The organism is Microbacterium sp. Be9 (genome assembly GCF_011754135.1).
Taxonomy (GTDB): domain Bacteria; phylum Actinomycetota; class Actinomycetes; order Actinomycetales; family Microbacteriaceae; genus Microbacterium; species Microbacterium maritypicum_A.
On record NZ_WNWT01000006.1, the window covers coordinates 1,155,801 to 1,174,041 of the forward strand.

Genomic DNA, 18,241 nt, shown 5'->3' on the forward strand with positions numbered 1-18,241 from the left:
ACCCCGGCGTCATCTTGCGGCGGTCGATTGGGGGAGTCCGATTTCTTCTCGTCTCACAGAGGATGCTCCGTGTCTCGTCGTAAACCGCCCGCCCCCGATCCGTCCCTTTCCCGCCGCGGATTCGCGCGGCTCCTCCGCCCCGCATCGCTCGTCGCCGTCGCCGCCTGTATCGCGGGGCCTGTGCTCCCGGCTGCTGCGTCCGTGGCCGCACCGGTCGTCACCACGTCGAACGCGAGCCTCGCCGTGACCGATCCCGAAGACGTGTCGCCCGCCACCGAGACGGGCGGCACCATCATCCGCCTCGAGCGCGAGGCACCGACCAGCGGTCGGGTCGGGAGTGCTGTGCTGCTTCCTTCGGCCTCCGCGGCCGATGTCGACGGCTCCGCGAGCGAGCTCGTCGTCACGGTGGAAGACCCTTCCGGTGTCGTCACGATGGTGATGCCGGAGGAATCGGGCGGATATCGATTCACCCCGACCATCCCCGGCGAGTACGTCGTCGCCTACTCGATCAGCGATGCCGCGGGCGGTGTGAGCGAGGAGACCCGCACGATCACCGTGGCCGGTGCGCCGGATGCGGCCGTGGCTGCGGCTCCGAGCGTCGCAGCGGCGCCGGCGGTCGAGGCCGGAGGACCGGACGTGCGCTTCGCGGCGATCGGTGACATCCACGTCAACTGGGACGAGCTCGCCGAGGCCTACGACTTCTGGGCACAGGAAAACGTCCACACCGCCCTGTTCGTCGGCGACCTCACCAACAGTGCGACGCCGGGCGAATTCGCCGGACTCAAGCAGACGATGGATTCCAAGGCAGGCCTCGGTATCCCGGCGATCGCGTCGCTCGGAAACCACGACGTCTCGGGTATCTCCTCGTACGACCTGTTCACGCAGGCGACGGGCGGCCAGAAGCCGAACGCCGACTACACCGTGAACGGCTACCACGTCATCACGGTGTCGCCGGGCAGTGGCACCATCGACCCCGACACGGGCAAGCCCTCGGGAGCGAGCGGCGGCAACTACGCCTACGCCCAGTCCTGGTTGCAGCAGAGGCTGGCAGCCGCCACGGCTGAAGACCCGAACAAGCCCGTCATGGTGCTGGTGCACCACCCGCTCCAGTGCACCCATTACGTCTCGAACGAGTGGTACGGCACCGGTCTCTCCAGCGGCTGCGGCGACGGCTTCCAGTCCGTGTTCGACGACTTCCCGCAGGCTGTCGTCTGGGGCGGTCACATCCACACGCCGCAGAACATCCCGACCTCGATCTGGCAGGGCCAGGAGAACCGGAGCGGCGAGCGGTCGACTCAGGGATTCACCACCGTGAACGCGCCGCCGCTGGCGTACTACGAGTTCGAGTCGGGTGTCGTGAACTCGAGCCCGACCAGCCGCGGCAACGACACCACGCCGGATGACGCGGGCAACAACCGCCAGACGGCCATCGTCGAGATCACCGGCACCACCGTCACGATCAAGAACTACGACCTGCTCGCCGATCAGTGGATCGACCAGACCTGGACCTGGGACGTGGCCGACTCGGTCGATGAGACCAAGTCCTATGACGAGCGTTTCCCGTTCAACAACTCTCACCGCGCCGCGCAGTCCGCCGGCCCGATCTGGCCGGAGGGTGCGGCCGTGACCGTCGGCGACATCGCGAGCACGAAGGCGATGGCCTCCTTCCCGCAGGCCGTGCCCGCGCCGAACTCCGTCGGCGACATCGTGCACAAGTACCGTTACTCCACGGTCGACGTCGCCACCGGCGAGGAGGTGAACTCGTTCCTGCAGTGGTCGGGCTTCTACAACCTGCCGATGCCTGCCGACCGCAGCCACGAGGTGTGGAACCTGCTCCCCGGGAAGGAGTACGAGGTGCGGGTCACCCCGATCAACGCCTGGGGCAAGGAGGGTGCCGCGCTGACGACGCGGTTCACCAGCACCGAAGGCAGCGGCGGTGAGGGGCCCTTCGACCCCAGCAGTCTGACCTTCGACGACCTCCGCGCCGCCCTGCCCACGGCTGATCTCCTGGATGTCGGCTTCGCGGGCGGCACGGTGAGCGACTCCTCTCCGGCCGCGCGTCCGCTCACCGCAGGCGCCGATGCCCGGATCGAGAACGATCCCGGCGTGGGATCCGATGTCGTGATCGGCGCGGAGGGAGCTGCCACCGGCATCCGCACTCCGAAGTGGACGGACGCGGAGTATGCAGCGCTGCAGGATGGTTTCACCCTCGATGCGACCTTCCGTCTCGACGCGATCGCCGGCGGATACGTCGACGTGTTCGGCGGCATGCAGAGCGGGGGCATCGGTCTCGAGGCCGTCGGCACCAGCGCGACGACGTACGAGCTGCAGTTCTGGTACGCCTCGCCTCGTCCGGCGGTCAGCCTGAAGTACGGCCAGTGGTACCACGTGACCGCCTGGTATGACGGCCAGGATGCACGGCTGTACGTCGACGGTGTCCGAAAGGCCGAGTCCGAAGGAGTGTCGTTCTCCGTCAAGCCCAGCGCGGCCGACGCGCGCTACATGGTGATCGGCGGCGACGCGAACACGTCGGGCGCGCTCGACGACGCCACCATGGACGGACGGATCGCCGGAGTCGAGGTCTACAGCGCTCCGCTCTCCGACAAGGACGTGTACCGGGTGGCGACGCGGGAGCTCACCGCACTCGACACCATGCCGCCGCTCGTGCGCGTCGCCCCGGAACCTGCGGGTGAGGCCACGGTCGGAACCGCCTACACCGCCCCGCGCGCCGAGGCCGTGGACAACTCGGGACGCGTGAGCACGATGCTCGAGGTGACCGACCCGTCGGGTGCCCCCGTGGCGGTCGACGACCCGGCGTCCGGCCTGCGGGCGCTCGCCGCGGCTGCCGGAGACGGATACACGTTCACCCCGACCGCGACCGGCACCTACACCCTGAAGTACATCGCGACCGACGCGGCCGCCCGGCAGAACCAGGTCACGTTCACCGTGACCTCGACAGCCGGCTCCGACGGCGGCAACCCCGGCGGCACCCCCGGTGGCACCCCCGGTGGCACCCCCGGTGGCGGCGCGAACCAGGGCGGCGGTTCCGCCGGCGGACAGTCCGATCCACTGGCGGCGACCGGTGGCCCGGCCCCGACGATGCTCGCCTTCGCCGGACTGCTGCTGCTCGCCGGAGGCGGCGTTCTGCTCCGCCGACGGATGCTGCGCCACCCGGAGGGACAGGAATGAGGAACCGGCGTCGGCATCCGGGTGCGCGTCAGCGCCCCCGACTGGCGATCCGCACCCTGGTCGCCGGAGTCGTCGCCCTCACCGGGGTCGCCGTCAGCGTGATGCTGACGGCGGCCCCGGCCGCGGCGCACAGCTATGCGGCGACGGTCTTCGCCGATGTGTCCGAACCCGAGCGCGGCGTCGTGCGCACCGTGCTCGACATCGAGTACGTCCTGCTCGCGACCGACGGAGCGCGGGCGATGGGCGACACGGGCTTGGAGCAGGAGGCCTACGCCGACGTGCAGGCGAGCGGCCGGGATCCGGAGAAGCTCACGCCCGCGGTGCTCGACGATCATGCCGACTCCGTCGAGGGATACGTGCTGCCTCGGTTCTCGGTGAGCGTGGCGCAGGACGGGGAACCGTCGCAGGCGTGCCCCAACGCCGTGGTGGCGCCCTACGAGATCGTCATCCGGGACGGCGTACCGCATGCGCGCCTGGTGATCGAAGCCGACTGCACGGCGCAGGTAGAGGCGATGCCCGTGCCGTATCGGATCACGACCGAGCTGTTTCCCGGAACGGCTCCCGGGGGCATGACGACGACGATCGTCGACTACGACGTGCGTTCGGGGGCGGGTGTGGCCAGCCTCGACACCGACACGAACCCCTCGATGGTCACCACGACCGACTGGGGCTCTCGGATGGGTGAGTTCCTCGTGCTGGGGGCGGAGCATCTGCTGCTCGGCCCCGACCACCTGCTGTTCCTGCTGGCGCTGATCATCGGATCTCGCCGGCTCAGGGACATCGTGCTGGCGGCGACGGCGTTCACGGTCGCGCACTCGGCGACTTTCATCCTCGCCGCCCTCGGGGTGGTGAGCATTCCCGCGTGGATCGTGGAGCCGGCCATCGCCCTGTCGATCGCCGTCGTCGCGCTCTGGGAGATGCGACGGTTCCGGCGTGCCGGACAGGCGGATGCGATAGGGGTGGGCGGGACGCTTCGGCCCTTGTCCGGGAAGGCCCAGGGTCCTCTCGACGAGCAGCCGCTCGTCGGAGGCGGCGGGAGCGCTGTCGCTCTGCGTGAGCGGATCCTCGCGACGCCGTCCCCTGGGCCGAAGGTCGACGGCTTCACCCGAGGGGATCTGCTGCGCATCGGGGTGGTCTTCGCCTTCGGGCTGATGCACGGCGTGGGCTTCGCCGGAGCGCTGGGAATCGACGAGCCGTTCTCGTGGGATCTGCTCGGGGCGCTCCTCGTCTTCAACGTGGGTATCGAGCTGGCGCAGCTCCTGGTGATCGCGGTGGTGTTCCCGCTGTTCGTGCTGCTGCGCCGTCGGCTGCCGTCGGCGGGCTTCTGGATCGCGGCTGTGGTCGCCGCGATCGGGCTGTTCTGGTTCGCCGAGAGGCTGATCGCCGGAGTCTGATCCGCGTGCGCCCGCCTCCGACACAGGGGTGGGCGCACGGTGGTCTCAGCCGCGAGCGGCGAGCCCGGTGAGCAGTTCCAGCACGCACAGCGCCGCGAGCCGCACGGTGCGGGCATCGTCGGCGTCGGCGGTCGCATCGACCTCCGCGAGGTCGGCACTCACGACGCGGGCGTCCGCAGCCACGGCACGTGTGAGGGCCCGAAGCTCCCATGCCTGCAGGCCGCCGGGAACGCTCGCGGGGCACCCGGGCGCGACGGAGCGGTCGCACACGTCCACATCGATGTCGAGATGGACGCGCGGATCGGCTCCGGCGCCGGCGACCTCCACCGCCTCCGCGACCACGTCGTCGATGCCGCGGCGGCGCAGTTCGTCGAGTGTGATGACGCGGATGCCCCAGTCGGCGGCGCGCCGGGCGTAGGCGGCCGAGTTCGCGAAGTCGGCGATCCCGATCTGCACGATCCTCGTCGGGTCGATCCGAGACGTGTGCAGCGAGGATGAGCCGGGGACGTCCTCCACCAGGCGCCGCACGGGCGTGCCGTTGGAGACGCCGTCGCGCAGGTCGAAGTGCGCGTCGAAGGTGATCAGTCCCGTCGCCTCGGCGCCGAGTGCCACGGGATATGTGAGCGAGTTGTCGCCACCGAGCGCGATCACGAGCTTCGAGGTCGCGGCGAGATCGCGCACCCGCGAGATGACCCTCGCCTCACCGGCGGAGCCGTCGGGGTCGGCCACGTCGCCCGCATCGGCGATGCGCAGCACCTCGTCGAGTTCGACCGCGGGTGGGCCCATGAGCGTCGTCCCGTAGCGGGGGAGGGCGTCGCGGATGGCGGCCGGAGTCGCGTGGGCTCCGGTCGGTGAGAGCGAGGTGCGCCAGGTGGGTACTCCGAGCAGCACGGCGTCGGCGGCGGTGTCGAAGGCGGGCCAGTTTCCGGCACGCGGCCAGAGCGGGTCGTGACTCAGCTGTCGGGAGGAGGGGGACATGGTCAGACTCCGGGGATCAGGGCGTGGGCGATGGAGAAGATGGCGAGACCGGCCAGGGCGCCGACGAACGTGCCGTTCAGGCGGATGTACTGCAGGTCGCGGCCGACCATGAGCTCGATCTTCTCGGTGGTCTCGGCCGGATCCCAGCGCTCGACGGTGTCGGTGATGATCGAGGCGATGTCGTGCCGGTAGCGGTCGACGAGGAAGACCGCGGCGTCGGATACCCACGTGTCGACCCGATTCTGCAGCGCGGTATCGGTCGTGAGGCGCTCGCCGACCTCCTGCAGCGCCTGCACGGCGCGGCGGCGCAGACCGCTCTGCGGATCGGCGAGGGCCGTGAGCAGGCCGTTCTTCGCGGTGTTCCAGGCCTCGGCGGCCAGGGCGCCGACACGGGGGCTGTCGAACAGCGAGGCCTTGGCGTTCTCGAGCTTCGCGCGCGTGGCCGGATCGTTCTGCAGGCTGTCCGCCAGACGCGCCAGGTAGCCGTCGACGGCGAGACGAGCCGGATGGCGCGGGTCGGCCTGCACGGCGTGCACGAACTTGACGGCCTCGTGATAGACGGTGTCGTCGACGAACCGGTGCGCGAGCTTCGGCACCCACCCGGGAAGCCGTCGCGAGACGAGGCCGGTGAACGAATCGGCATTCGCATCGAGCCAGCGGGCGATGCTGTCGGCGGCGAGGTCGACAGCGCCATGATGGGCATCCGCCTCGACGATCTTCTCCAGCCACGCTCCGGCGGGCGGACCCCACTCGGGATCGACGAGGTGCTCGCGGGCGAGATCGGTGATCAGGTCGCGTACGTCGTCGTCGCTCAGCGCATTGAGCACGGCCGTGGCGATCGTCGCCCCCTCGGTGCCCACCCGCTCGGCGTGCGGGGCCTCGCGCAGCCATTCACCGGCGCGGAGCGCGATCCGCGTGCTCGACAGCTTGGTGCGCACCACGTCGGCTGCGAGGAAGTTCGTCTCCACGAACTCCCCGAGGGAGCGGCCGATCTCGTCCTTGCGGTTCGGGATGATCGCGGTGTGGGGGATGGGCAGCCCGAGCGGACGGCGGAAGAGCGCGGTCACCGCGAACCAGTCTGCGAGGGCACCCACCATGCCGCCCTCCGCGGCGGCGCGTACATAGGCGAGCCCGTCGAACCGCTGCTGGAACGCGAAGGCGAACACGAACACGACGGCCATGAACACCAGAGCCCCGAGGGCGACGGCCTTCATGCGTCGGAGCGCGCGAAGGCGCTCCTGGTCGGCGGGCGAGAGCTGCGTCATCGGTGTTCGCGGCATGACGTCATCCTTTCACGGTGCTGCCCCGACGGTCCCGACCGGCGACGGTGCGGTGTCTCGGTGCGCAGACAGCCGCACACCCGGAGAGACGAGTACCCTCAAGGGGTGATCGAAGACATCAAGAAGCGTGCGCTGCACCGCACCAGCATCCTCGAGGGGCAGATGCGCGGCGTCGCGCGGATGATCGAGAACGAGGACTACTGCATGGACATCATCACGCAGTCCCGTGCGATCCAGCGCTCGTTGGAGTCGCTGAACCGGCTGCTGCTGGAAAACCACCTCCGTACGCACGTGACGCACATGTTCGACGAGGGCGGCGAGGAGCGCGACAAGGCCGTCGTCGAGCTGCTCAAGGCCTTCGACTTCGACCGCAAGTAGAGCGCTCCGGGGTCGGGCACGACACAGCGCCCCGACCGACTCGTCGAGGCGCTGTGCGCGGACTCACCGGCCGCTGTCGTCGAACACCTCACCCTCCATGGCGTCATAGCCCTCGGTCTGCGGATCGCCGTGCGAGCCGCCCGAGATCGCGTACTCCTCCTCCGGGGAGAGCACCAGACGGTGGCGGAAGAAGAGCCCGAACCCGAGCAGGATCACGACGTACACGATCGCGATCGCGATGATCGCCGGTCCGAACGTCGGATTCAGCAGGAATCCGACGAAGATGAGCGCGGCGATCACCAGCGCGACGGCCGCACCGGGGATGCCCCACGGGCTGCGGTACGGGCGGTCGACGTTCGGATACTTCTTCCGCAGGATCATGAACGACACCAGCTGCAGGCCGTAGGCGAGCACGGCACCCCAGACCGCGATGTTCAGCACGATCGCACCGGCGACCGAACCCGCGCCCTCGGCGTCGACGGCCGCGAGCACATCGAGCACGATGAGGGCGACGAAGCCGATCGCCGCACCCACGACGAGAGCCACCCAGGGGGTCTGTCGTTTGCCGGTGAGGGACAGGAACCGCGGGTAGTAGCCCGCACGGGACAGTGAGTACATGTTGCGGCCGTAGGCGAACATGATGCCCTGCAGGGACGCGAGCAGTCCGATCAGGGCGAAGAGGGCGAGCACCGCGGCGAGCTGGTCGCCGACGATCGCGCGGAAGCCGTCGAGCAGGGGCTCGCCGGCGGTGCCCGTGGCCTCGGCCCCGATCACGCCCGTGTTCAGGAACAGCACGAGCAGACCCGTGACGATGAGGGTACCGCGAGCCCAGAATCCGGCCTTGGGGATGTCGCGGGTGGGATTGTGCGATTCCTCCGCGGCCAGGGGCAGTTCTTCGATGCCGAGGAAGAACCACATCGCGAACGGGAGAGCGAACAGGATCGGCAGCACTCCGTGTGGCAGGAACTCGGTCTGGCCCGGGTCGGGCGCGATGTTCCAGAGAGCGTCCCAGCTGAAGGCGCCGGAGAAGATGGCCATCAGGGAGAAGACCAGGATGATGCCGATCGAGATGATCGACACGACGATCGCGAAGCGGAAGGAGATCGCCGCGCCCGCGGAGTTCAGCGCGATGAAGACGACGTAGAGGATCAGGTACCAGAGCCACCCCGGCAGTTCCAGCCCCAGCAGCTCGCTCGTGATGCCGTTCGCATACGACGCCGAGAAGTAGACGATCACCGCCGTGGTCGCCACGTACTCGATGGTCTCGGCGGCGCCGGTCACCAGGCCGCCCCACGGGCCCATCGCGGAACGGGCGAACGAGTAGGCGCCGCCGGTGTGCGGCATCATCGCGGCCATCTCGCCGATCGCGAAGATCATGCCGTAGTACATGAGGACGAGGATCACGAAGGCGATCAGCATCCCGCCGAAGCCCGCGAAGTCGATACCGAAGTTCCATCCGGAGAAGTCGCCGGAGATGACGGCTGCGACCGCGAGCCCCCACAGTCCCCAGACGCCGGCGGATCTCTTCAGCGTCCGTTTCTCGAAGTACTCGCTTCCGGCACGTGTATAGGTCGCCCCAGCGACCTTGCGGGACTCACTGCTCTGCTCAGACATCCGCTCTCCGTTCGCATGCACACAGGCGCCGGGTGCACCTTGCGGATGATTGTGGCAGTCAATGGTGGTTTCGTCTACCTTTAGACGCCGAGGTGATCTACTCTGAGGGCGAAGCCGGTCGGCCGATCGCTTCACCACGACGACGGGAGCGAGAAGATGTCGGGAAACCTGAGCATCGAGCAGCTGGATGCCGGCATCGCCGCCGGCGAGATCGACACGGTGATCGTCGCCTTCGCCGATGCGCAGGGACGGCTGGTCGGCAAACGGGTCTCCGCGAGGCTGTTCCAGGAGGACATCCTGCATCACGGCGCCGAAGCCTGCGACTACCTGCTGTCGGTCGATGTCGACATGAACACGGTCGACGGCTACGCGATGTCGGGATGGGATCGCGGGTACGGCGACATGGTGCTGCGGCCCGACGTCGCGACCCTCCGCCGCATCCCGTGGCTCGATGGAACCGCGCTCGTGATCGCCGATCTGGTGTGGGGGAACGGTGAACCGGTGGGGCCCTCACCGAGAGCCATCCTCGATCGGCAGCGCGACCGTCTCGCCGAGCGGGGCTGGACAGCGTTCTCGGGCACCGAGCTCGAGTTCATCGTCTTCGACGACACCTATCGCGAAGCCTGGGCCCGCAAGTACGAGGGGCTCACACCGTCGACCGATTACAACGTCGACTACAACCTGCTCGCCTCCACGCGCCTCGAACCCCTGCTGCGCGACATCCGCAACAGCATGGACGGCGCGGGACTGTACTGCGAGGGCGTGAAGGGGGAGTGCAACCTGGGGCAGCAGGAGATCGCGTTCCGCTACGCCGAGGTGCGCGAGACCGCCGACCAGCATGCGCTCTACAAGAACGGCGCGAAGGAGATCGCGGAGCAGCACGGACAGGCACTCACCTTCATGGCCAAGTTCAACGAGCGCGAGGGCAACAGCTGCCACATCCATCTCTCCCTACGTGCCGCCGACGGCACCCCGGTCATGGCGGGGGACGCCGAGCATGGGTTCAGCCCGATCATGGAGCACTGGATCGCCGGCATCCTCGCGACCCTGCGCGAATTCACGCTGCTCTACGCGCCCAACATCAACTCGTACAAGCGGTTCGCGAAGGGCAGCTTCGCCCCGACCGGCGTCGCCTGGGGCATCGACAATCGCACCTGCGCGCTGCGCGTGATCGGCTCCGGCTCCGGCCTCCGGGTCGAGAACCGGGTGCCGGGCGGCGACGTGAACCCCTACCTCGGCATCTCGGCGATCATCGCCGGGGGCCTGTACGGCATCGAGAACGAGCTGCCGTTGCCCGAGCGCTTCACAGGCAACGCCTACGAAGCCGGCGTCGAGCACCTACCCACCACCCTCCGGGAGGCGGCGCAGCTGTTCAGCGAATCATCCATCGCCCGCGCGGCGTTCGGCGACGACGTCGTGGACCACTACCTGAACCAGGCGCGCATCGAGGTCGAGGCCTACGACGCCGCCGTCACCGACTGGGAGCGCATCCGTGGTTTCGAGCGGCTCTGACCCGGCACCGCTGATCGGTGTCACGACCTATCTCGAGCGGGCGCAGCAGGGGGTGTGGGATGTGCGGGCGGCGTTCCTGCCCGAGCAGTATCTGACCGGGGTGACGGATGCCGGCGGCATCGCGCTGCTGCTGCCGCCGCAGGACCCGGCGTCGGCGGAGGCCGCCATCGCCGGCATGGACGGCCTGATCCTCTCCGGAGGTGCGGATGTCGCCCCCGAGCTCTACGGCGAGGAGCGGCATCCGCTTACCGATCCCGCACGCGTCGACCGCGACGCGTGGGAGCTGGCGCTGTTCCGTGCGGCCGAGCGACGACGCATCCCGGTGCTCGCGATCTGCCGAGGGCTGCAGCTCGTCAACGTGGCACGGGGAGGCACACTCCAGCAGCATCTGCCCGAATCGCTCGGCACCGAGCGGTACCGCCTCGGCGGTGGCATCTTCGCCGAGAACGACATCGAGGTCTCGGACGACACCGCGCTCGCCGAGGTGCTCGGTGCGGGCGACGTGCGCGTGCACAGCTACCACCACCAGGGCATCGATCGCCTCGGGGAAGGGCTGGTCGCGGCTGCGCACTCCGACGACGGACTCGTGCAGGCGTTCGTCGATACCTCGGCCGGCCACATCGTCGGCATCCAATGGCATCCGGAGGAGAACGCCGACGACCGGCGCCTCTTCGCCGATCTCGTCTCACAGGCTCGTGCGCTCGCCGCGCGGCGGAAGGAGGGCGCCCGATGAGCGCGTTCACAGTCATCAACCCGTCGACCGGGAAAGCGATCCGCGACGTCGCCCGTGCCGATGCCGCCGAGACCGATGCCGCGATCGCCCGCGCCGTCGCTGCTCAGCGCCGATGGGCGGCGCTCGCCCCGGTCGCGCGAGCCGATGTCCTCCGGTCGTTCGCCCGTGCGGTCGAGGGCGCGGTCGAGGAGCTGGCACAGCTGGAGGTGCTCAACTCGGGGCATCCGATCGGCTCGGCCCGGTGGGAAGCCGGCCACGTGGCCCAGGTGCTCAACTACTACTCCGCCGACCCGGAGCGGCTGTCCGGGCGTCAGATCCCGGTGGCCGGTGGCCTCGACGTCACCTTCCACGACCCCTACGGCGTGATCGGCGTCATCGTGCCGTGGAACTTCCCCATGACGATCGCGTCCTGGGCGTTCGCGCCGGCGCTCGCCGCGGGCAATGCCGTGGTGCTGAAGCCGGCCGAGCTCACACCGCTCACCGCGATCCGCCTGGGCGAGCTCGCGCTCGAGGCGGGGCTCCCCGAGGGGCTGTTCCAGGTCGTCACGGGCTCGGGCTCCGTCGTCGGTCAGCGCCTGGTCGAGCATCCGGATGTGCGCAAGGTGGTCTTCACGGGCTCGACCGAGGTCGGGATCGAGGTCGCCGCCGGATGCGCCAGGGCGCTCAAGCCCGTGACGCTCGAGCTCGGCGGCAAGAGCGCGAACATCGTCTTCGCCGATGCCGACCTCGAACGCGCGGCGGCGGGAGTCCCGGGCTCGGTGTTCGACAACGCCGGCCAGGACTGCTGCGCACGCAGTCGGCTCCTGGTGCAGCGCTCGGTGTACGACCGCTTCCTCGAGCTGCTCGAACCGGCCGTGACCGCGTGGCGCGTGGGCGACCCCGCGCGTGAGGACACCGACATGGGGCCGCTCATCTCGGCGGGGCACCGCGACACCGTCGCCTCGTTCCTCGACGGCGCCGACATCGCGTTCCGCGGGAGCGCGCCCGAGGGAGACGGCTTCTGGTTCGCGCCGGCCGTCGTGCTCGCGGCTCCCGCCGACCGCATCGCCCAGCAGGAGGTGTTCGGTCCCGTCCTCGCGGTGATGCCCTTCGAAGACGAGGCCGACGCGATCCGCCTGGCGAACGACACGGCCTATGGTCTCGCCGGCTCGGTGTGGACCGAGAGCCTCGGGCGCGGGGTGCGTGTCGCGCGTGGTGTGCGCAGCGGCGTGCTGTCGGTGAACTCTCACTCCTCGGTGCGGTACTCCACGCCCTTCGGCGGCATGAAGGCGTCGGGGCTGGGGCGCGAGCTCGGGCCGGACGCCGCGGAGCACTTCACCGAGACCAAGAACGTCTTCTTCGCGACCGATGAATCCTGATCGTCGCGCAACCCACCCCATCCGGAACGGAGAACCCACATGAGCATCGATCTGACCCAGCGACTGAAGGACCGCGTCGCCATCATCACCGGTGGCGCGAGCGGAATCGGGTTCGCCACCGCGCAGCGCTTCGCAGCGGAGGGTGCGTTCGTCGTGATCGCCGACGTCGATCCGGCCACGGGCGAGACGGCGGCTGCCGAGGTGGGTGGGGTGTTCCGCCGGGTCGACGTCGCCGACGAAGACCTGGTAAATGCGCTGTTCGACGGCGTCGCCGAGGAGTTCGGACGTATCGACATCGCCTTCAACAACGCGGGCATCTCACCGGCGGACGACGATTCGATCGAGACGACCGAGCTCCCGGCGTGGGATCGGGTGCAGGACGTGAACCTCAAGAGCGTGTACCTGTGCAGCCGCGCCGCGCTGCGGCACATGGTGCCGGCGGGACGCGGGTCGATCATCAACACCGCCTCCTTCGTCGCGCTGCTCGGTTCGGCGACCTCGCAGATCAGCTACACCGCGTCGAAGGGCGGCGTGCTGGCGATGTCCCGCGAGCTGGGGGTGCAGTTCGCGCGCCAAGGAGTGCGGGTGAACGCGCTGTGCCCCGGACCGGTGAACACCCCGCTGCTGCAGGAGCTGTTCGCGAAGGATCCGGAGCGGGCGCAGCGGCGCCTCGTGCATGTGCCGATGGGACGCTTCGCCGAGCCGACGGAACTCGCAGCGGCGGTCGCCTTCCTCGCCTCGGACGACTCGTCGTTCATCACGGCGAGCGCCTTCGTCGTCGACGGCGGGATCACGAACGCCTACGTCACCCCGCTGTGAGCGCCCCTCACCTCGCTGTGACAGGGTGAAGGCATGAGCGAGCACCCCCACGACGGCGACCTCGTCGAGGTGCGCAGAGCGGTCTACCGGCCGTTGCGGCGCGGCAACGCCCTGGAGGACACGGTCGCCCGGCTCGTGCAGACGATCCGTCTCGGCGTCGTCGCTCCGGGGGAATCGCTGCCGCCCGAGCGCGAGCTCGCGTCATCGTTCGGGGTCAGTCGCGACACCGTGCGCGAGGCGATCCGCGAACTCGCGGACACCGGCTACCTGCTCCCACGGCGCGGCCGGTACGGAGGGACGTTCGTCGCCGATCCGCTGCCGCACCCGACCGTGTCGGGCACCGTGACCGCGGAGGAGATCGACGATGTGCTCGGGCTGCGCCTGGTGCTCGAGACCGGTGCCGTGCGTGCCGCGGCGAGCCGCTCGCTCGACGCCGCGACGCGCGCCGACCTCTGGGCGCGGCACGAGGCGGCTCTGCCGGCCGGGCCGGATGAATACCGGCGCCTGGACACTTTGCTGCACCTGTCGATCGCCGAGGCCGCGGGCATCCCCTCGCTCGTCGCTCTGGTCGCCGAGAACAGGGCGGATGTGAACGCCTGGCTCGACACCTTCCCGCTGATGCCGCGCAATATCCAGCACTCGGGCGCGCAGCACGAGGGCATCGTCTCGGCGATCCTCGCCGGACGCCCGGATGCGGCCGAGGCCGCAATGCGCGATCACCTCGCCGGATCCGAGGCGTTGTTGCGCGGCTTCCTCATCTGATCAGCGCTAATCGGTCGCGACTTCGACGATTCGCAACGGATATCGTTGCGAATCGATCAAGAGACTTCCGATTTCGCTATACCTGGCGACTTTCCTGTGTCAGACTCGCGGCAAGCGAATCTCAATGGGGAGGCTCCATGCCCGACACCACCCGAACGTCGACGGCGACACTCGACGCACCCACCGTCACCGGTGCGGTCCGCATCGATGGCGTGACCAAGCGGTACGGCACCGCCATCGCGGTCGACGACCTGAGTCTCGACGTGCAACCGGGCGAGTTCCTCTCGCTCCTCGGTCCGTCGGGCTGTGGGAAGACGACCACGCTGCGTATGATCGCGGGCTTCGAGTATCCGGATGCCGGGGACATCCTCATCTCCGGCCGCAGTGTCCTGAACCTGCCGCCCTATCGGCGCGAGGTCAACACCGTCTTCCAGGCCTACGCCCTGTTCCCGCACCTCACGGTCGCCGAGAACGTCGCCTACGGTCTGCAGCAACGGCGCGTTCCCAAAGCCGAGCAGCGGGAGCGGGTGAGTGAAGCGCTCGACATGGTGCAGCTGCGGGCGTTCGCCGATCGCAAGCCGACGCAGCTCTCCGGCGGCCAGCAGCAGCGGATCGCGCTGTCGCGGGCGCTCATCAACCGGCCGAGCGTGCTCCTGCTGGATGAGCCGCTCGCGGCGCTGGACCGTCAGCTGCGCGAGGAGATGCAGCTCGAGCTCAAGCTTCTGCAGGCCCGCCTCGGTACGACTTTCGTGTTCGTCACGCACGATCAGGCCGAGGCGCTGTCGATGAGCGATCGGATCGCGGTGATGCGCGCGGGACGGATCGAGCAGCTCGATGCGCCCGCGGCCATCTATGCGGAGCCCGCGTCGGCCTACGTCGCCTCGTTCATCGGGCAGCAGAACTTCGTGCATGGCACGGTGCGTGCCGACGGTGAGGCCGTCGACACGGCGATCGGCGTGATCGCCGGTCGCTGGGGTGGCGAGCGGGTCGCCGCCGGTCAGCCGGCGGTCGCTGCGATCCGGCCCGAGTACGTCCGCCTGGAACAGGGCGAGGGTGCAGGGGTCCGCGGTCGTGTGCTCGGGGTCTCGCATCTCGGCGAGACACTGCAGGTCGCTGTGCGCATCGGCGAGGATGCCACGTTCCTCTCGCGCATGCCGGCGCCCACCGCGCCGGAGGTCGGAGTCGACGACGAGGTCCGTTGCGTCTGGAATCCCGCGGATGCACGGCTGTTCGCCGCGGACGGCATCCCCACGACGGCGACGCACGTGATCACCCTGCCCAAGGACGGCGGCCGGTGACCGGTACGCCTCCGGTGCGGGTGCTCGCGCACCGGAGCGCCGCGCGGGTGATCCGCACCGAGCTGACCAGGCGCGGCTTCCTCGCCACCGCCATCATGGCGGGCGGCGCGGTCGTGCTCAGCGCGTGCGCACCGGGCCAGAACGCCGCGGCCGTGCACGCCAAGGGGGGACCGCTCGAGGACAAGCTCTCGATCTACAGCTGGGGCGACTACGACGCGCCGGAAGTGCTCGAGCAGTTCACAGCCGAGAGCGGCCCGCGCATCGTGCTCGACGCCTTCAACTCGAACGAAGAGCTGATCGCCAAGCTCGTCGCGGCGCGGGGCACCTCGGGCTACGACATCGTGGTGCCGACCGGCGTCTTCGTCGGACCGATGGCCGAGAACGGCCTCCTGCAGAAGTTCAACCTCGACCTGTTGCCGAACATGAAGCACGTGGCGCCGGAGTTCCGCGGGCGCTCGTGGGATCCGGGCAACGAGTACTCCGTGTGCAAGGCATGGGGGACGACCGGTTTCGTGTACGACAAGAGGGTGATCTCCCGAGAGCTCACGACCTGGAACGACTTCATCGACGCCGCACAGAACGAGGCCTCCGGTTCGACCTCGGTGCTCGACGATCCGGCGCCGCTGCTCGGCATCTACTTCTGGGCGAACGGTATCGACTGGACCACCACGGACCCGGACGACCTCGACGCCGTCGAGAAGTTCCTGGTGAAGGACCTCGCGCCGCACATCTCGGCGTTCGACTCGTACCCGGGAGGTTCGTCGATCCCGCAGGCCTCGCACGCGCTGCTGCAGTCCTACAACGGCGACGCGAGGCTCGGCATCTTCGAGTCCGACGACCCCGATCGGTGGCAGTGGGTGCTGGGGAGCCCCGCGACCGAGCTGTGGATGGACAACTGGGCGATCGCCGCCGGTGCCCCGCACCCGGAGGCGGCACACGCGTTCATCGACTTCGTGCTGCAGCCCGACGTGCAGCTCGCACAGGTCGACTACATCGGCTACGACACCGGCATCTCGGGGATCCGGGAGGAGGCGGAGGCCGCGGGGCTGGAACGGCTCGACATGGTGTTCTTCGACGAGGAGCAGGTGGCCACGATGCACGAGGGCAAGCTGACGGACGCACAGGACCGCGTCGTCTCGATCTGGAACTCGATGAAGGCGGCTGCCGGTGCCTAAGCTCAAGTTCGGTCTCGCCATCCCGGCCTGGGTGTGGTTGCTCGTCTTCTTCGTCGCCCCGATCTTCATGGTGATCGTGTTCAGCTTCGGATACAAGCCGAGCATCTTCGCCACGCATGCGCTCGACCACCTCTCGTTCGACCGCTACCTCGAGGCGCTCTCGCCGACCTTCTTCAGCACGTTCCTGAACACGCTGTGGATCGGCATCCTGGGCACGGCCCTGTGCCTCGTGATCGGCGGGCCGGTCGCGTACTGGATCGCGGTGAAGGCACCGCCCTCGAAGCGGGGGTTGCTTCTCGCGCTGGTGATGGTGCCGTTCTGGACCAACTTCCTGGTGCGTACCATCGGCTGGCAGGTGATCCTCGCGCCCGAGGGCTGGCTCTCGCAGCTGCTGCAGGGGGTCGGGGTCATCCCCGGTCCGCTCGACCTGCTGTACTCGCGCGGCGCCGTGCTCCTCGGCGTCGTCTACAACTACCTGCCGCTGATGATCCTGCCGCTGTTCGTCGCCTTCGACCGGGTGTCGGGACCGCTGCGCGAGGCGAGCAAGGACCTGGGCGCGAACAGCATCACGACCTTCCTGCGGGTGACGGTGCCGCTGGCCCGACCCGGCATCATCGCCGGCGTGCTCCTGGTGTACATCCCGCTGATGGGCGACTACATCACCGCCACCGTGCTGGGCGGAGCGAAGGGCAACATGATCGGGCAGGTGGTGGCGAGCCAGTTCCAGACCGCGCAGAACTGGGCATTGGGCTCGGCGATGGCCGTGCTGCTGATCATCGTCATCATGCTCTCGATCGCGGTCGCGGCCGGACTCCTCTGGCTCCTGACCCTGCCGCTCAGACAACGCAACCGACTCGTCCTGGGGGAGGGATCATGACCGATACGAAGACCGCCATGACGGCACCGCGCGTGCGCCGCGGCGCAGGACGCTTCGTGCTGCCGATCTGGGCGGCGCTGGTGTTCCTGTTCCTGTTCCTGCCGATTCTCGTGATCATCGCGTACTCGTTCAACGTCGGGCGCCTGCTGGTGTCCTGGGACCACTTCGGCTTCGACTCGTTCCTCGCGATCGTGAACAAGCCCGCGATCCGCGATGCCGTGCTCGTGTCGGTGCGCACCGGTCTGCTCGCGGCTCTGCTCGCCACCGCGCTGGGCACGCTGGCGGGCATCGCGATGGCACGCAATCCCGGCAGGTGGGTGTGGTGGTTCCTCGGGCTTCTGCTGCTCGTGTCGGTCACGCCCGAGATCGTCGACGCGGTCGCGCTGCTGCCGTGGCTGGTGTTCCTCGGGCAGGATGCCGGGATAGGCATCTTCAACGACGGCACGATGAGACTCGTGGTGGGGCAGTCGCTGTTCTCGATCGCCATCGTGTCGTACATCGTGCGGGCGCGGCTGGTCGGGCTCGACGCCCGCCTGGAGGAGGCATCGGCCGACCTCTACGCGCCGCCCGTGCGCACGTTCCTCAAGATCACGCTGCCGCTCGCGATGCCGGCCGTGCTCGCCGGGTTCCTGCTCTCGTTCACGCTGAGCCTCGACAACACGGTCGTGTCGGCGTTCGTGCAGGTGTCGGGAACGACGCCGTGGCCCGTCTACGTGCTCAGCGCGCTGCGCAGCGGCTTGCGTCCGGAGATCGCCGCGGTGTCGACGATCATGCTCGTGCTCACGCTGTTGGCGCTCGCGCTGGTGGCCGTGGTTCTGAAGAGGGCGGGGGACTCGGCGACCGAGATCGCCCGCACGATGGCAGGGGGTTGAGG

Annotated in this window: 15 protein-coding genes; 12 read left to right on the forward strand and 3 right to left on the reverse strand. The window is 69.0% G+C overall.

Annotation, left to right across the window (positions count from 1 at the left end):
- Nucleotides 1–69 precede the first annotated feature (69 nt).
- The gene (locus GLO27_RS16635; RefSeq protein ID WP_208323809.1) at nucleotides 70–3,189 is read left to right on the forward strand and encodes a LamG-like jellyroll fold domain-containing protein; all 3,120 of its coding nucleotides are present in this window, start codon (nucleotides 70–72) and stop codon (nucleotides 3,187–3,189) included.
- Entirely contained in the window at nucleotides 3,186–4,583 is a 1,398-nt protein-coding gene (locus GLO27_RS16640; RefSeq protein WP_243844847.1) for a HupE/UreJ family protein, read from the forward strand. Before GLO27_RS16635 ends, GLO27_RS16640 begins: the two co-directional genes overlap by 4 nt.
- 45 nt (nucleotides 4,584–4,628) lie before the next feature.
- Here the strand turns inward: GLO27_RS16640 and GLO27_RS16645 are convergent, their stop codons facing one another.
- Complete coding sequence (locus GLO27_RS16645) at nucleotides 4,629–5,561, reverse strand: agmatinase family protein (protein ID WP_167255769.1); 933 nt, start codon at nucleotides 5,559–5,561, stop codon at nucleotides 4,629–4,631.
- Between the two features lie 2 nt (nucleotides 5,562–5,563).
- Nucleotides 5,564–6,841 carry a DUF445 domain-containing protein gene (locus GLO27_RS16650; RefSeq protein WP_029267154.1) on the reverse strand — a complete coding sequence of 426 codons (1,278 nt, stop codon included), beginning with the start codon at nucleotides 6,839–6,841 and terminating at the stop codon, nucleotides 5,564–5,566.
- Nucleotides 6,842–6,946: 105 nt separating this feature from the next.
- Between GLO27_RS16650 and GLO27_RS16655 the strand changes: the two genes are divergently transcribed.
- Nucleotides 6,947–7,219 (forward strand): metal-sensitive transcriptional regulator, encoded by a 273-nt coding sequence (locus tag GLO27_RS16655; protein ID WP_021199979.1) that lies wholly within the window; start codon nucleotides 6,947–6,949, stop codon nucleotides 7,217–7,219.
- A gap of 63 nt (nucleotides 7,220–7,282) precedes the next feature.
- Here the strand turns inward: GLO27_RS16655 and GLO27_RS16660 are convergent, their stop codons facing one another.
- Nucleotides 7,283–8,833 (reverse strand): amino acid permease, encoded by a 1,551-nt coding sequence (locus tag GLO27_RS16660; RefSeq protein ID WP_021199978.1) that lies wholly within the window; start codon nucleotides 8,831–8,833, stop codon nucleotides 7,283–7,285.
- Nucleotides 8,834–8,989: 156 nt separating this feature from the next.
- Here GLO27_RS16660 and GLO27_RS16665 point away from each other — a divergent pair, with 156 nt between their 5' ends.
- The 9 genes from GLO27_RS16665 (at nucleotide 8,990) to GLO27_RS16705 (ending at nucleotide 18,239) form a co-directional block, all read left to right on the forward strand.
- Nucleotides 8,990–10,345, forward strand: coding sequence for a glutamine synthetase family protein (locus GLO27_RS16665; protein WP_167255771.1), 1,356 nt, complete (start codon nucleotides 8,990–8,992; stop codon nucleotides 10,343–10,345).
- Nucleotides 10,326–11,078 carry a gamma-glutamyl-gamma-aminobutyrate hydrolase family protein gene (locus GLO27_RS16670; protein WP_167255773.1) on the forward strand — a complete coding sequence of 251 codons (753 nt, stop codon included), beginning with the start codon at nucleotides 10,326–10,328 and terminating at the stop codon, nucleotides 11,076–11,078. Before GLO27_RS16665 ends, GLO27_RS16670 begins: the two co-directional genes overlap by 20 nt.
- Nucleotides 11,075–12,436: an aldehyde dehydrogenase family protein gene (locus tag GLO27_RS16675; protein WP_021199975.1), complete on the forward strand. Its 1,362-nt coding sequence runs from the start codon at nucleotides 11,075–11,077 to the stop codon at nucleotides 12,434–12,436. Before GLO27_RS16670 ends, GLO27_RS16675 begins: the two co-directional genes overlap by 4 nt.
- A gap of 39 nt (nucleotides 12,437–12,475) precedes the next feature.
- The gene (locus tag GLO27_RS16680) at nucleotides 12,476–13,255 is read left to right on the forward strand and encodes a 3-oxoacyl-ACP reductase (protein WP_021199974.1); all 780 of its coding nucleotides are present in this window, start codon (nucleotides 12,476–12,478) and stop codon (nucleotides 13,253–13,255) included.
- A 33-nt stretch (nucleotides 13,256–13,288) separates the two neighbouring features.
- Nucleotides 13,289–14,017 carry a GntR family transcriptional regulator gene (locus GLO27_RS16685; protein ID WP_167255775.1) on the forward strand — a complete coding sequence of 243 codons (729 nt, stop codon included), beginning with the start codon at nucleotides 13,289–13,291 and terminating at the stop codon, nucleotides 14,015–14,017.
- A 137-nt stretch (nucleotides 14,018–14,154) separates the two neighbouring features.
- Complete coding sequence (locus GLO27_RS16690; RefSeq protein WP_021199972.1) at nucleotides 14,155–15,315, forward strand: ABC transporter ATP-binding protein; 1,161 nt, start codon at nucleotides 14,155–14,157, stop codon at nucleotides 15,313–15,315.
- Entirely contained in the window at nucleotides 15,312–16,490 is a 1,179-nt protein-coding gene (locus GLO27_RS16695) for a spermidine/putrescine ABC transporter substrate-binding protein (RefSeq protein ID WP_021199971.1), read from the forward strand. Before GLO27_RS16690 ends, GLO27_RS16695 begins: the two co-directional genes overlap by 4 nt.
- The gene (locus GLO27_RS16700) at nucleotides 16,483–17,367 is read left to right on the forward strand and encodes an ABC transporter permease (protein WP_167255777.1); all 885 of its coding nucleotides are present in this window, start codon (nucleotides 16,483–16,485) and stop codon (nucleotides 17,365–17,367) included. The genes GLO27_RS16695 and GLO27_RS16700 overlap by 8 nt, the downstream gene beginning before the upstream one ends.
- The gene (locus GLO27_RS16705; RefSeq protein WP_021199969.1) at nucleotides 17,364–18,239 is read left to right on the forward strand and encodes an ABC transporter permease; all 876 of its coding nucleotides are present in this window, start codon (nucleotides 17,364–17,366) and stop codon (nucleotides 18,237–18,239) included. Before GLO27_RS16700 ends, GLO27_RS16705 begins: the two co-directional genes overlap by 4 nt.
- Nucleotides 18,240–18,241: the final 2 nt, after the last annotated feature.

Coding starts and splice junctions, on each gene's coding strand:
- GLO27_RS16685 (WP_167255775.1), top strand. CDS start 13,289: ATGAGCGAGCACCCCCACGACGGCGACCTCGTCGAGGTGCGCAGAGCG.
- GLO27_RS16705 (WP_021199969.1), top strand. CDS start 17,364: ATGACCGATACGAAGACCGCCATGACGGCACCGCGCGTGCGCCGCGGC.
- GLO27_RS16680 (WP_021199974.1), top strand. CDS start 12,476: ATGAGCATCGATCTGACCCAGCGACTGAAGGACCGCGTCGCCATCATC.
- GLO27_RS16690 (WP_021199972.1), top strand. CDS start 14,155: ATGCCCGACACCACCCGAACGTCGACGGCGACACTCGACGCACCCACC.
- GLO27_RS16665 (WP_167255771.1), top strand. CDS start 8,990: ATGTCGGGAAACCTGAGCATCGAGCAGCTGGATGCCGGCATCGCCGCC.
- GLO27_RS16640 (WP_243844847.1), top strand. CDS start 3,186: ATGAGGAACCGGCGTCGGCATCCGGGTGCGCGTCAGCGCCCCCGACTG.
- GLO27_RS16675 (WP_021199975.1), top strand. CDS start 11,075: ATGAGCGCGTTCACAGTCATCAACCCGTCGACCGGGAAAGCGATCCGC.
- GLO27_RS16650 (WP_029267154.1), bottom strand. CDS start 6,841: ATGCCGCGAACACCGATGACGCAGCTCTCGCCCGCCGACCAGGAGCGC.
- GLO27_RS16660 (WP_021199978.1), bottom strand. CDS start 8,833: ATGTCTGAGCAGAGCAGTGAGTCCCGCAAGGTCGCTGGGGCGACCTAT.
- GLO27_RS16645 (WP_167255769.1), bottom strand. CDS start 5,561: ATGTCCCCCTCCTCCCGACAGCTGAGTCACGACCCGCTCTGGCCGCGT.